Origin of the sequence: Haloferax mediterranei ATCC 33500 (genome assembly GCF_000306765.2) — an archaeon.
Classification (GTDB): Archaea; Halobacteriota; Halobacteria; order Halobacteriales; family Haloferacaceae; genus Haloferax; species Haloferax mediterranei.
The window spans coordinates 115,655-129,210 of sequence record NC_017942.1; the positions used below are offsets into that span (position 1 = coordinate 115,655).

8 protein-coding genes and 6 pseudogenes are annotated in these 13,556 nt (G+C 52.1%); 4 read left to right on the forward strand and 10 right to left on the reverse strand.

Going from position 1 to position 13,556, the window contains the following annotated elements:
• Positions 1 to 62 precede the first annotated feature (62 nt).
• From HFX_RS15430 to HFX_RS15440, 3 genes are all read right to left on the reverse strand, one after another.
• The gene (locus tag HFX_RS15430) at positions 63 to 254 is read right to left on the reverse strand and encodes a hypothetical protein (protein WP_014732633.1); all 192 of its coding nucleotides are present in this window, start codon (positions 252 to 254) and stop codon (positions 63 to 65) included.
• A 12-nt stretch (positions 255 to 266) separates the two neighbouring features.
• Positions 267 to 665: a type II toxin-antitoxin system death-on-curing family toxin gene (locus HFX_RS15435; protein ID WP_004060586.1), complete on the reverse strand. Its 399-nt coding sequence runs from the start codon at positions 663 to 665 to the stop codon at positions 267 to 269.
• Positions 666 to 804: 139 nt separating this feature from the next.
• On the reverse strand, positions 805 to 984 hold the full coding sequence (locus tag HFX_RS15440) for a hypothetical protein (protein ID WP_004060585.1): 180 nt from the start codon (positions 982 to 984) through the stop codon (positions 805 to 807).
• Positions 985 to 1,269: 285 nt separating this feature from the next.
• Here HFX_RS15440 and HFX_RS15445 point away from each other — a divergent pair, with 285 nt between their 5' ends.
• From HFX_RS15445 to HFX_RS15450, 3 genes and pseudogenes are all read left to right on the forward strand, one after another.
• Positions 1,270 to 2,988, forward strand: a complete 1,719-nt coding sequence (locus tag HFX_RS15445) for an MBL fold metallo-hydrolase (RefSeq protein ID WP_004060584.1) — start codon at positions 1,270 to 1,272, stop codon at positions 2,986 to 2,988.
• A 72-nt stretch (positions 2,989 to 3,060) separates the two neighbouring features.
• Positions 3,061 to 3,132, forward strand: a pseudogene (locus HFX_RS19795) (IS6 family transposase); the annotation flags it as partial.
• Positions 3,133 to 3,245: 113 nt separating this feature from the next.
• Positions 3,246 to 3,851, forward strand: a pseudogene (locus HFX_RS15450) (IS6 family transposase); the annotation flags it as partial.
• Positions 3,852 to 3,892: 41 nt separating this feature from the next.
• Here HFX_RS15450 and HFX_RS15455 read toward each other — a convergent pair.
• The 7 genes and pseudogenes from HFX_RS15455 to HFX_RS20640 form a co-directional block, all read right to left on the reverse strand.
• Positions 3,893 to 5,140 carry a tyrosine-type recombinase/integrase gene (locus HFX_RS15455; RefSeq protein ID WP_004060579.1) on the reverse strand — a complete coding sequence of 416 codons (1,248 nt, stop codon included), beginning with the start codon at positions 5,138 to 5,140 and terminating at the stop codon, positions 3,893 to 3,895.
• Between the two features lie 269 nt (positions 5,141 to 5,409).
• Positions 5,410 to 6,615, reverse strand: coding sequence for an AAA family ATPase (locus HFX_RS15460; protein ID WP_004060577.1), 1,206 nt, complete (start codon positions 6,613 to 6,615; stop codon positions 5,410 to 5,412).
• A gap of 424 nt (positions 6,616 to 7,039) precedes the next feature.
• Positions 7,040 to 8,359, reverse strand: coding sequence for a PQQ-like beta-propeller repeat protein (locus tag HFX_RS19290; RefSeq protein ID WP_004060575.1), 1,320 nt, complete (start codon positions 8,357 to 8,359; stop codon positions 7,040 to 7,042).
• Positions 8,360 to 9,110: 751 nt separating this feature from the next.
• Positions 9,111 to 9,670 (reverse strand): annotated as a pseudogene (locus HFX_RS15465) (transposase); the annotation flags it as partial.
• Positions 9,671 to 9,993, reverse strand: a pseudogene (locus HFX_RS19295) (IS630 family transposase); the annotation flags it as partial. It lies immediately after the preceding pseudogene.
• A 704-nt stretch (positions 9,994 to 10,697) separates the two neighbouring features.
• Positions 10,698 to 10,921, reverse strand: a pseudogene (locus HFX_RS20635) (IS630 family transposase); the annotation flags it as partial.
• Positions 10,922 to 10,955: 34 nt separating this feature from the next.
• Positions 10,956 to 11,094, reverse strand: a pseudogene (locus tag HFX_RS20640) (winged helix-turn-helix domain-containing protein); the annotation flags it as partial.
• A gap of 929 nt (positions 11,095 to 12,023) precedes the next feature.
• Here HFX_RS20640 and HFX_RS15470 point away from each other — a divergent pair.
• A complete protein-coding gene (locus HFX_RS15470) occupies positions 12,024 to 12,296 on the forward strand; it encodes a hypothetical protein (protein WP_004060569.1) in 273 nt (90 codons plus the stop codon).
• Positions 12,297 to 13,556 lie beyond the last annotated feature (1,260 nt).

Here is a 13,556-nt window from a genome sequence, read left to right on the forward strand (position 1 = left end):
TGGGGTTTCGCGGACTCAAAACAGCCGTCGATACCGACGGGTGTGCGAAAAATTCTAGTGGCTCACTCGTCTTCGAGCGCGGCGTAGATCTCCGCGTGGCGGCGTCCGTCAAGTTCCCCCATCTCGAGGGCGATCTGGTGGCGTTCAGCGTCGCTCTCGGCCGCCTGATACCGCTCGTACAACCGGCGGACTTCTTCGTCGACCGTCGCCGAGGAATCGGTGCTGGACGCCATCTCTGTATCAAACGTACTCATTGTGTCCCTTTATCAGTTGCGACGAGCACACGCTCGGAAGTAGATTACTGCGGTCTCGGTGTCGACTGCGGCTTCATCGGTCGCAAAGCGGTGCAGTAAGGCCCGAATTTCGTCGCCATAGTCGAACGTGCGTCCATTCAGCATGTAGAAGACAACCACTGTTCGGAGTGCAGTCCGCTTGTTCCCGTCGACGAAGGGATGATCTGCAACGAGAAGACGCATTAGATGCACCGCTTTTTCATGTAGTGTCTGTGGAACCTCCCCAAAGTATCCTTCAGAGACGTACTGTACTGCAGATTCGATTGCGTCTTCCGACCGAACCCCGGGTTCTGTGGCGTCGCCCTCGTCAACGATCTGCTCGTGGAGATCGAGAATGAGCTCGACCGAAGGATACGCGACGTCGTCAGTCACATTCGCGACTCTCTCACGCTAGCCAATAGTCGTTTCTTCTGTGCAGCGTCACTCGCCGTAGTCATATTTCTTGGCGGTCAGTACTGGTGCGTTGTTGGTGGGCACGTTCGTAGCGTGTTCGCTCTTCGCGGGTGGTCGCCTAGGCACCGAGATCACTGTACACGTCGTCGATTGTCCGTTCGTCACTTGTTTCAGCGGCGTCAATGGTGTCGCTGGCTCGCGAGTCTGGGGACCGTCCCGTAGATGGTTGCTCAGCGTCGTTGCCACGAAACGCGTCCTCGAGAGACGGCGGGCCATCTGGGGACTCGCTGTTGGACATACTGGTGTGAGTGGCGCTCCAAGAGTAAATTCTACATCAGTCGTTTCTGGCCCAATAACACTCTTCAGGGACAGCTCAACCTTCCGAGAACCCAACTCGCCCACTCATCATCGGGCTCGTCGGTTCGTTCTGAAATTGTTGTCGTTCCCTACTAGTCAAGCAGCCTTCAGTGGAGGGTGAGATAGTGCTGAACTCGTTGGTAGTGGTCTGGCTACTAATTTGTTGGTCTTGTTTCCCTGTCAATAGAGCGATGGATATTCCCACGTGGTAGCGTAGATTATAACGATGGAGATCCAGTTCCAGCACGCAAACCCACGTTCCGGGCGCGAATCCCTGCTCCTACGATTCGATGGGTTGCTCGCTGACCAAACGGTCTCTGTACTCATCGACGCTGGGCAGGGTGTGTCGGTCGATACGTTGCTCGACGAGGACGCCAACGAATATCTCACCGCGATCTGTCTCACGCACGCGCACCTCGATCACTACCAATCACTCGGCGACAATCTGTTGCACGGTGCGCCAGTCTATGCGGCTGCCGATACCGCAACCATACTGGAAGATGTCTTGGCAGTTGGTGCCGAGCACTACGAACTCTCAAAAACCGATGACGTACTCGAACAACTCGAATCGATCGAGGGGTGGACGCAAATCGTCGCTGGGCTCCGTGTTCATCCCGTCCCAGCGGGCCACACACCCGGTGCCGCAGGGTTTCTCTTTGAGGCAACTGCCGATGACGAACGGCGCACAATTCTCGTGACTGGTGATTTCACCACCCGGCGCGTTGCTGGGTATCCCGGGCTCGACCTTGACCTCCCTGTTGATGTCGACACCCTCATTTTGACCGCGGCCACAAGCGAGGGATTCGAAGCAACACTCACCGATGCTGTCGGGACGATCTGTGAGCGCGTTTGGGCTGGCTCGACTGTCTTGGCGACAGCCAGTGGGCTGACCGGACTGCACCTTGCGTATCTTCTTGGTCATCTCGCCGACCGATGGGACAGGCGACTCCCAATCACGCTCGCTGGACACGTTGCAACACTCTACAACGCACTCGAGTACACAATCCCGAACGTCACATCAGTTCCCGAGTTTACTGCCCCATCGGAGGTGGTACAGCCCGAAAGCGTGACGATTGCAGGACCGGAGGTTCCGGTTGACGGAAGTGCCGAGCGGCTCTTTGCGGCGATTACTGACGACCCTGGTGCAACTCTGGTCCAACTCATCAGCGGTGGCCACTCTCCCGTGACGAGCACTACGTGTACGACGCATGAGTTCGCTCTCAGCAACCACCCCTCGTCACAAACGATCGACAACGTCGTTGAGACGCTCTCACCAACCCACGTGGTCATTACCCACCAGCAAGGGGCCGCTGCGAATCAGTACAAGGATAAGTACGCCAGTTATGTCTGGGCGACAGACACCACTGACTGTTACACACTCTTAGATGAGACAGGCTGGACACCCCCACCGTGGGTGACGGAGGTGACGACACGTCGGGTCCTGTCTGGAACGAATACAATCGGTAGTCAGTTTGGCGAGTCGAGTGTGAACCGAGAGATTCCATTGCCATCCGTCACACGGGTTGATGAAGTTGACCTCAGTGCAGAAGGGCTCGACCTATCAGCCCTTCGTTCACGGCTCTCGGTCGGACAGACAGACCAACCACTGGCCGCCGACTTATCACCGCGCCTAAATTCGACAGACGGTCACCCACAGCCAACTGGTCATGCGAGTTCCAACAGTGTGTCAGACGCTGAGTCGGCCACAAGCGGTGATTCCGACGGAGCCACGCTCGAAAAGATTGCTGCGCGTCTTGATCGAATCGAGGCTGCAGTGACTGACCAGGGGGTGGATGCTCGCGTGATCGATGCTGGCGATGGCATGGTCTTGCTTCGCCTTGAGGACCCACCGAACCATCTCAAACATGGCCAGCAACTGCGCGTCACTCTTCCCGCGGAACGATCTCAAACGAATACCGACACGTCTTCGAACTGTGATTCATAGGCAACAGTAACGAGGCACTGTCTAGTTAAGCCAGTTTGAGGAACGAGCAGGTCGTTGAGTTAATTGGTTAGAATGCTCGCAGACCTGCTCAGCAAGTGCTTTGCGACGGATTTAGAAGAAACTTGGGAGCGTGAGCGGACAGCGACGTTGACGAGACGCGAAGCGTCTCGTTCGCACACCAGAAATCTCCGATTTCTGGGGACGTTCACGAGAGCTTTGCTCTCGTGCAGCCCACCAGAACGCAAAGCGTTCTGGGGACGCCCGTCAGGGTGTTCGCCGTCCAGTTCCACGCGACCGGTTGTTCACTTAGAGAAACAAAACAGATTCTTCGCCATCTCGGCGTTGAACGCTCTCACCAAGCTGTTTGGGACTGGGTACATCGGCTGGCTGATAGCGGTCACAACCCGCCTGAGGCGAAGCCGAAGCGGGTTGCGGTTGACGAGACTGCTGTCAAAATCAATGGCGAGTGGTCTTGGTTGTACGCTGCAATAGACATCGAGACAAAGCTGATTCTCGATGTCGAGTTGTTTGGACGACATGGTACCGACCCGGCTGCTGCGTTTCTCCATCGACTCTCGGAGAAACACGATCTTTCAGATGCTGTGTTTCTCGTTGATGGCTACAGCTATCAGACTGCACTCTCTCGATTAGGACTGAGCGGTCGTCTTGACTACGTTGAGCGAACCCACATCGAAACGTGGTTTCATACTCTCAAAATGCGAGTCGACCGCTTCCATAATTCGTGGGTCGGCAGTCACGGAAGCGTCCGCGAGTGGTTCATACAATTTGTGCAATACTACAACTTCCATCGACCGCATCAAGCGCTTGATGGACGAACACCGGTTGAGGAGATTACTAACTAGACAGTGCCGCCAATGCCGACAGTTGACGAGTACGACTGTTGTCACAGGTCAGAAATCCTGTTGTTCTGGCTGTTACAGGTGCCACATCTCTGCTTGTCAAACGCCGTTTCCAACTTCTCTTCCATCCGTCTCCGCCTCGCTCTCCGCTCCTGCTCCCTCGACAGATAGTTCCGTAGCACAACTTCCGTCGATGAACTCCCCTGGTCTTCAGCGACTCCCTCTAACCCCTCGAGAACTTCACCAACAGCTTCCTGATACGCCGAGTACCAGAATCGCCGCCCCATCTTCGGCGTCGGCGTATCCCCGTCGATGACCACTCCCGCACGGTCAGCCAGCCGTTTGAACCGACGCCGAACTGTACTCACGGACACGTGGCCCGTCGACGACGACCGAGAGGGGAACAGATACCCGTTCCACGTCTCACGGTCGGAAAGCGCATCAATCCGGTCAGCGACGACGTCCACACCATACAATAGCGTCACCTCACCAGGACCGTTCTTCCGCTCTCCATCACCGAACGACAGATGTGGGTCTTCAGCATCCAAGACCACCTGGTCGACGTGCAACGCGGCAACCTCGGAGGGCCGTAACCCCCACCCAGCAAGCGCAACAACGAGCAACTCCGCTTCGGGGGAGTCTACCTCACTGTAGATCCGCCGCACTTGCGACGCGGACAACGCCTGTGGGTCTGGTTCGCTGGCTTCCCAGCCGAACTCTTCGCCAGCCTCCGAGAGTGGATTGTACTTTGCGTACTTCCGGCGCTTCACGAATGCGTACCACGCTCTGGCAACGTGCAGGTACTCAAGCTTCGACCGATCTGTCGATAGCTCCTCGTCGAACACGTCGAGGACGGCCAGACACCGTTCGATTTCTCGCGGCTGCTGGTCTAACTCAGACAGCGGTTCGAGCAACGCATCGGTCCCGTGCAGTTCCCGGTACGTCCGAACCCACTTCGCTAACCTCGTCCGGTGGGTCTCGACGGTACTTGTTGCTCGTCCACCACGGGTCTCTATCGACGTGAGGTACGCTTCGAGCGCGTTCACAGTAGCGTCGTGATCAACGTTCCACTCCCACTCATCAGTCGCCTCGTCTTCAAGGCCGACGAAGTTGACGAAAAACTGCTTGGGCGTCAAATCGTGATGCTCGCGGAGTGCGTACGCGATGCCACTGTATCCGTGCTCTGTGAGCCAGTCGTAGGTCGGAACATCGCGGTCCTCGTCGAACCCATCGCGATATCGCTTCGGTGCGATGTCTTGCCAGTAGACGTCGACGAGTTCGTCGAGGTCCATACGCGACCAGTTATAGCGACGACTGCGCGTCTTTGAGTCCGTGGATTCGTCGTCTGGTTGCTGGCTGGTGGACTGCTTTGTCATGCCGATTTACTGTCCGAAAGACCGTTTGCCGTGTTTCGGGACGGTTTCGAGCCGGTGAATTTCATTGGTCTTTGCTGCTTTTCACAGCAAAATAATACTTTGGCTTGTGCGGGAGTGGTCTAACTCAAACAGTCAATCGAATCTACCGCACGGCCAGCGAGCAACCGTCCTAGCCACACCTGTACTCACTCGGGTGGTTGTGCGTCGTGTTCGATCTCTTCGCGAGCTTCAATTACCGTCTTGAGATTCATGTCGACTTCCCATCGGTAGCTTCGCCCACCAGTTTGGCCCTTGTTCTCGTCGGTTCGAATGAGGAACCCGAGCATGTGGAGGTCATCGAGGTGATTCTGAATCGATTTCAACGAGGTCAGGTGATCGTGGCCCCATGCATCTGCGACGGGTTCGTACCGCTTTTGGACACGTTTGGTCCGCACCGACTCGTCGTCGGCCAACTGTTGGCGGGCAACGGCCTCGAGTACCAGCTGTGCGTGCATGGTTTGGTCATCGATTTTGTCACGGAGTTGGCCACGGTTGACCTGTTTCCGGACTCTTTCGACGTGCTCCGCAGTAACCGTCGTAGAGCCAGCCTTTTGCGCAGCGTCTGCGGCTTCACGGAGGAGGTCAATCGCTTGCCGGGCACTCCCGTCATCTTTCGCGGCGAAGGCAGCACACGCTGAAATGGCGCTGTCTACACATGTACCATCGACAAAAGCACGCTGAGCGCGGTCGGTGAGAATAGTTTTGAGCTCGCCAGCATCGTACGTTGAAAACGAGATCTCGTGCTCCATGAGTGTCGACTTAACTTTTGCAGAGAGTGTGTTGCGGAATGTGTAGTTGTTCGAAATTCCGATAAGGCCGACTTTGGCCTCGTTTATGTGCCCGTTTGCGCGTGCTCGTGGGAACTCGTAGAGTAGCGGATCGGGGTCTGATAAGTGGTCAATTTCGTCGAGGACAAACAGGTGGGTTCCTCCGAGACGTTCCATCTGGGTGTATAACTCTTCGAATGCGTCTGCCGTTGATGGCCCCTTCTTCGGGAACGAGGCTGTGCCCTCGGGGCGGAGACTGTTAACGAGGTGGCGAACGGCCGAATAGACACTCTGGTTGTTGCAATTGACCTTCGTGACGTGGATTTCGTCCGCCGTATCGCGACGAAGTGCTTCGCGTTGGAGTTCACTGAGCACGAAGTTCGTCACCGCAGTTTTTCCGACACCCGCCTTCCCGAACAGGAAGATGTTGTCGGGGCTGCGACCGAAGAGCGCGTCGGTCAGCGCGTGTTTGTATTCTTCAACCTCGGAATCGCGTTCGAGAATCTCGTCTGGCTGGTACTCCTCTTTTAGTACACGCTTCTCACGGTAGATCTCGTCTTCGACGTCCTCAAACAGGCCACCCATTGATGTTCCGAACTTTCTGACATAGTAGTATAAATGAATGGTTCGAGTGTTTCGAGTGTCTCGTGTTTATATATGATGGTGGGAGGGGTAATTTCGAGTGTTCCCTTGGAATAATGGGCACGGGATCAAACTTCGTTGATTGCCGAGAGGGTAACGCGTATGAAGCAAGTATTAAGCAGCGTACCTAGGCGTAGGTAGAACACTCGAAATCACCTCTCTCTTTCTCGAGCAGTAAGCACACAGACCCACCACATTCGCACAGTACTTCCGTTGGAAGTGTGCTGAACACTCGAAATGACCCCTCTCTGTGAGATAGCCGTTGAGTTAGCTAAAAAACGGACTATTTGAAATCTTCATGACTTGATAGGAACGGCGTGACACATGCAGAGGGTATATCTTTCATCACGAAGGTTGGTTGGAAAGACTACTCAAGTACACGAACACCATTAAAGTGTGGAACGACTACACGCCCATCTGCAATTACCGGACCACTGCTCACACCACTCGGCCCGGGATAGAATGCTTGTTGCAAACCGGTCTCGAGATCAAACACTCCGAGGCCTTGGGATACTTCACCAGATTCTGATAATGTACCACTGACGCCTGCATAGACTACATTATCGCCAATCGTCGGAAGGGAGAATCGGCCATTGCCAGGTGGCTCAATCACCCACTGCTGATCGCCAGATTTTGTATCAATTGCTTCGAGACGGTCAGCACTGTCATCGTGCCGTCTCTGGCGAACAACCAGTATTCCTTCAGACACCGCACCAAGATCATACCACCGAGCAGCATTGTTAACGATAACTGGTCTAATTGCGCGTGTCCAGAGCCGAGTCCCATCACGCCTATCGAGTGCAATCAGACGTCCATCGTAGGTCGAGATGAACACGCGACCGGACGAGACGATTGGGTGCCCTCGGATTGTACCGCTGATTTTGTCAGGGTGTGTATTTTGAACTTCTTCGCGCCAAATTTTTGCACCCGTCTGCGAATCTATCCCCACGACACCAAAGTCGACTACTGGGTAGTAGACGGTCTGTCCGTCATAGGCTGGTCGATCAGCTACCCGTCCCTGAATCTTCTGTGTCCAACATCGGTTTCCAGTGTTGATTGAATACGCTTGCAGACGTTCAATGTCTTCCCCTGAGTTAGACCGACCGGATTGTAGCACGTGGAGTCGACCGTCGGCGACGAATGGTCGATTCGTAAATGGTAGGCTGCGCTCTACCGTTCCGTCTACGGCTGTGAGTGCATGAGTGACGTCCTCTCCGGATTCGCGTTCAGCAGGCATGATGACGACATTCCCACCTGCTACTGGTGAGTCAGTTGGTGTCGTCGTCTTAGCGCTCCACAATTCACTCCCGTCAGGTAGATTCAACGCAACTAGTTGCGTGTCGATTCTATCCACCGTGAGATATACGATTCCGTTCGCAACCACTGGAATTGGATCCTCATTAGCGGAATTCTCGCTCCAAGAATGGGTTAGATTTCTTGGACTGACCGGACAAGTTGACGTCGGCGGACAACGCGAATGTGAGAGATCATAGTGTGGCGTCGGCCACCCGCTCACATCGTACACGAGTGGGGACGAACTACATTCACGGTCGAGTATTGATGAGAGGGGCAGAGACTCAGAGACAATAGAACCCGCAAGAACTCCGGTAACAAGGCTTCCGCTGCAGAGGCCAACGACCTGTCGACGAGACAATTCAAGATAATCTTTTGAATCATCAGGGACCATCAAATTAGACAATCAATCCCATTCGCAAACCGTTTCTGGTTGTCAGGTTATGAAATCAAAAGACACCTTCATGGGTAACCTCAACGCGTTCGCTATCTTGATCCGTTGAACACCCCTAACCGATTCGCGCCCTGTATGCAGCACAGCCTCAACAAACTATCCGCGACTGAGAACTTCAACAGACCCACTTGTCTGGCAAAGTCGAGGTCAAAATAGGGTATTGCAGGTAACTTCGACACCGACGAGTTCGTCAAGGCTCATCTGGGACCCATTTGTAGCGCTTTTCTCTCGGTTCCTCGTCTGAAGTCCTCTTTTCACTGTCCAAACCCTGGGAGTCAGATCGCTGGTTCACGCCTTCTCACCGGCGAGTAACCCGCTCGCTCTGTGCTGGGGTGATTCTGAATGTGTGATTTTCATTGTTCTACGACATTGTTTAACCGAATTAACATTATGACTGATGTGGGAGTGGCTCGTACACAACCGCAATTAGTAAAATAGTGCTCTGAGCCATTGCTGAAGCATGAATCATATATTGCTATACAAAATCTAGAATTGAGCACAGTTCCACAGTTTCGGAGGATGGGCAGTTTTAGCGTTGATTCGCCGCTGAATTAGTCCAGATTGCGGGGAAAGTGAGCTAGGAAATCGGCCAAAATCGGTTAATTCTCTGTTATGGTCAGAAATCAATCCAAATATCTCTCCCAGAGATAGTGCCACCGCTCACGAAAGGCAAGCCGGTGTGTCTACCCAACTAGTCAGGTGGAAACAGCGCCGAAGAGACCAATTCAGCACATTCGCCAGCGGTTATGATCGGTGCGTAGTCCATCTCCCCGTCAGCAGCAGCTTTCAACAGAAAGTCAGTGAGCCGCCAGATGTTATAGAGAAGCACTGCGAACACGAAGTAGAACAGCCTGACGCGGTAATCCTTGGATGAGGTCTTCGCGAGGAAGTCGTTCTTGATGCTCTTGTACTCGTTCTCGATCTGCCAGCGACGGCTGTACCGACGACAGAACATCTCAGCTTCCTTGGGGCTGACTGAGAGGTTCGTCGCAAAGACTGCCGTGCTCTCTCCTTGAGGGCACGTAGAGAAACATCGCGTGCGAGCCCTGCTTGACGTGAACAGAGACCGATTCAACGGCCTGCCCATTTTCGTCCATCGTCTCGATAGCCTCTCGCTCGTCACCGTGGATGAGTTTCGGGATTAGATGTTCACACCGAGGTTCGAGAGAGCATCTGATAGACAGCCTTCGAGTCAAACTCGCTGTCACAGGGGACCGTCTCAATTGGGATTAAATCCTTCGCTCTCTGCACCGGCGCATCGATCCTGGTCTCCTGAGGATGTTCGTGGACGGGTTCTTCAAATTTTTAATATATTTCTGACATTTCTGTTTTCTTCCGGTTCGCTTATCATCAGACACAGCCAGCTCAAACGACACCTCTGTGTCGAGTCGCTTGAGCCAACTGTTGATTGTCCGCGGCTGGAGCCGTACCACTCGGCTAGCTCGGTCTGTGTCACACCATTCTTGTACACGATGGCTGCTAAGATCCGTTGTGTCGGCTTCTTTCCGTCCACATTGTCGAGGGCGTTTTGTGTCTTACAATTCCTCAGCGATAATTTCGTCGAGATACTTCATTATCTCCAGCGAGAGTCTCTGTGCAAAAGGTTCTAACGGTTACTATAGTTGGGTGAACTGAACACCGAGAAGTTCAACGACGAAAACAGAGAGGAGGTCACTACGACCGGGTAGCTAGTGAGATGAGAAAACCTGGAGACGGGATAACTATATGCGAGGATCTGTTGAAAGCCTCTCGTAGTCTAACGATTTGCTGAAGAGCAGGTTCCCAACAGTATCCGTGGAAAGAGCGCTCTAATTATTAACGATGAAGAATTTCAACAGAGCTATATCGGACTAATCAGTAAGTGATATCATATGGGATGGAGTATAGGCGTTAATTTTAATACATTTGACTGAGTGTCGTTATAATATGGATACCCCTCCAAGAGACTTCATACTTGGGCGGTCTAGTGCATGGTCTAGTAAGTTTGAATTGTTGGCTGTTTCGCTACTTGGTCTTGCCATCTCTGCAGTATTATTAGAATTTTTTAATATTGCCTCACCAAACTCAATTGTTGAACTGCTCTATTTCCTAATTACCTTCTTGTCACTATTTAGCATATCCATGTTTATTACATACTTCGTGGCATATCAATTCGGCATTGGACGTAAATGATAAACATCGAATTGTTATAAGATTGTATATTTGGTACTGTCCAAGACCAGCAAATCCGTGTCGCGGGATTCTGCTCGCGAATCGTTTCGAGACACTCGAAAATCTACTCTTTCGTCTGATTCTCTGGGAAGTTCACCACGTTTTGACCGTTGGGGGCGTGGAATCTGACCGCTAGTTCGTCAATCCGAACCAGCAGTCGTTCAATATGCGGATGATCGACGTGTCACAGGCTGGTCGAATTGTCCCATAGTTGGGGATGTGACGCATCAAAAAATCCGACGACGTCTCACCGTCCCCACCGTCCATTCGAACATCGTCGTCAACTGTCCACCGTCATTTAGACGCGAGAGACGTCTCGGATGCAGAATCGAGTAAGATAACCCGAGGTTCCGCAAGACTGTACTGAGATCGTCCAGATGGTACTGGACGTTAAACTCCTCGTTGAGTAGATGTTGCATCTCCTGTGGTTTCCACGACTGGCCATCGCGGAGGAGTTCGAGCAGTTGGTCGAGTTACCGAGAATTTCGTGAACTCGTCTTGAAATGTGTCGTTCATAACATCAAGCGTGCCGCAACATAGCCAAATCAACCGGGTGGCGATTCACCAGAGCCGTTCAAAAGAATTCTTTGGCGATATAGCTGTAGACAATGATTGTTAGCTGATAATAGGTTTTTGTTTACAGTTACAACAGTACTGCCGTCATAGACTGAGAACAAGACAGCTTGACATATAATATATTAAATGCATAAACCTAGCAATTTTTCAGAATAGTATTCCGAGATAATAACAATACTATAGAAGTGCTTAGTCAACTGACTTCCTACGGATTATGGAAGCAATTGATCCCATTTCTCAATCAGATTCTGGCCGTATTGTCAACATGGGTACTCAGATATAATCGGCAGAAGGCAGTCAAATAGCAGAATACATCCACGGGAATTACGGCATCTGAACAGATGTATCCACGGGACTTAATAGGAAAAGGTTGCCACCAAATTAGTCTGTCCCCAATTAACAATCACGACATCATAAATTACCTGTGTATCTGGTTATATTCCAGTGAATATACAATACTAATCGGCACAGACTGTGACTGCAGTTTCATTGAACGCAACTCGTTTCACTAAGCCGCCACAAAACACGCTGGTGATTGCACTAGTCAGTCTAACCGCTGCTATCCGAACTTCCCACCCCACTGTTTCCGGAGAAACGAAATCAGAATGCAGATAACTCGCTATCTGGTTTGATTCAAGCTTGAAATCGTCGCTGAGAAGGCACGCAACACTCCCATCCTCTAAGGTTGTGTTCCTCCAATAAGTCTGGGTATGATTTTGACAAACAATCGCTTTCTGATATGAGCGCTAAGCCGCCTGTTCGGTTCCTCCCCACTCATCGGACGCGTGGGCCAATATATGTCGAGAGTTTTACCCATATGACGACCGTCGAGATGGCGGTCGCGAAGGACACGTTCGTCCAGCAGAAAGCAGTTGCACCGAGGAGGCAACCCTGCCGTATGGTCGAGCAAATACTTCTACCCGCTCGCGACGCCCGCCGTATCGCCGGGCTCCTCCGTGAGGTCGAAAACGACGACAAGGGAGAGGCCGGATACTACGCCGACCTCCTCGACGACCATGCAGACGAACATGCCTTCGAAGACCACTTCACCGATATCGGCCCCATCCCGATGGGCGAGCAGGACATCTGAACAGGCAGGATTCTGAAGGACAGGTAATTCCCGCTACCCAGGGACTCATCTTCGTACTCGGTTGCCCCGCCTCGATGGACTCGATTTCGACGGCTTCTGCGGGCGTGTTCGGCCCCTGCCAGTACTCACCTTCATGCTCTGGTCCTTGTCCTTTTGAAACCACTGGCTCTGGTAAATCGCCAGACAGCGGTTGGTTCAGCTATGTTGCGGCACGCTTGATGTTATGAACGACATAGATCATCGCCGATTTCCCACTTCACTTTCCAAATTCTAATGGTCGAAATCGATGCCATCTAGTGATTCACCAGAGCCCACTATTCTCCTACGATCTGTTAAAACTGCTGTACACGGTGGGAAATCCAGTCGTGGCGTCGTCGGTGGAGATGTACGCTATTGTTCACTCGACCCGCGCCTAAAGACGTGGGTATGCGCTCGATTCTGTATCACGACACCCCCTCCCCGGATTTCAAATGAATTTGGTTCCAAGAGAAGGATGGCATTTCCTCTCAGAGACCCGGATTCCTAGTTCGAATAAGACGGATTAGCCGGGTAGAAGCTCGTAGTAAGGGAATATTCGGAGTATGAGTTCTTGTGAAAGTCAGCTTCTTTCGAATGTTATTATAAATTTTACTATTTAGGTAAAGTAGTAGTAGTATAGTAGAGAAAGAAAGTTGAATACATCTTGTACAGCTGTCCTTAGATATAAGCCGCTAGGACCAATCGACTTTTATATGCTATCTCCTACAAAAGTCAGACTTCTAACACTCTCCCAAAGCGTCTTTTGATTGCCGATTGGACTCAAAAATAGACACCATATTTCAGATGATTCCCTGGCGACAGCGTCTCTAAACACTACCAACTCCAGTTTTAGAATCCGTCTCCATATCATGATTGGGTAGTTCTCTTCCCTTTCGACTGCTCGAATTCATTTGAAATCCGGTGTGGGTGTGTACTGTTTTCCGAAGCTGTGCTACACCGGATCGAGAATTCATCTGAAATGTGGTGTGGGTGTGTTCTGAATCCGGTGAACAAGCCACACGATAATGAGAGTTCATTTGAAATCCGGTGTGGGTAGATCGAATGGTACCCCGTCCGTGAATTCATTTGAAACTCGGTGTCCCCCTGTTTTTCACCTCCTCTAGGTTTTCAGGCTTCTTGGACTGACCTGTCTCTCGAGAAGACGCGCTGCTCTATCTGAATTCTCACTCTGGAGGTGTACTAAGGAAAAGAACTAAGCCAGATTCATTTGAAATGTGGTGT

What these genes read in the sequence shown, in the direction of transcription:
- HFX_RS15430 (WP_014732633.1), bottom strand. Translation starts at nt 254, where the DNA reads ATGAGTACGTTTGATACAGAGATGGCGTCCAGCACCGATTCCTCGGCG.
- HFX_RS15440 (WP_004060585.1), bottom strand. Translation starts at nt 984, where the DNA reads ATGTCCAACAGCGAGTCCCCAGATGGCCCGCCGTCTCTCGAGGACGCG.
- HFX_RS15445 (WP_004060584.1), top strand. Translation starts at nt 1,270, where the DNA reads ATGGAGATCCAGTTCCAGCACGCAAACCCACGTTCCGGGCGCGAATCC.
- HFX_RS15455 (WP_004060579.1), bottom strand. Translation starts at nt 5,140, where the DNA reads ATGGACCTCGACGAACTCGTCGACGTCTACTGGCAAGACATCGCACCG.
- HFX_RS15460 (WP_004060577.1), bottom strand. Translation starts at nt 6,615, where the DNA reads ATGGGTGGCCTGTTTGAGGACGTCGAAGACGAGATCTACCGTGAGAAG.
- HFX_RS19290 (WP_004060575.1), bottom strand. Translation starts at nt 8,359, where the DNA reads ATGGTCCCTGATGATTCAAAAGATTATCTTGAATTGTCTCGTCGACAG.
- HFX_RS15470 (WP_004060569.1), top strand. Translation starts at nt 12,024, where the DNA reads ATGACGACCGTCGAGATGGCGGTCGCGAAGGACACGTTCGTCCAGCAG.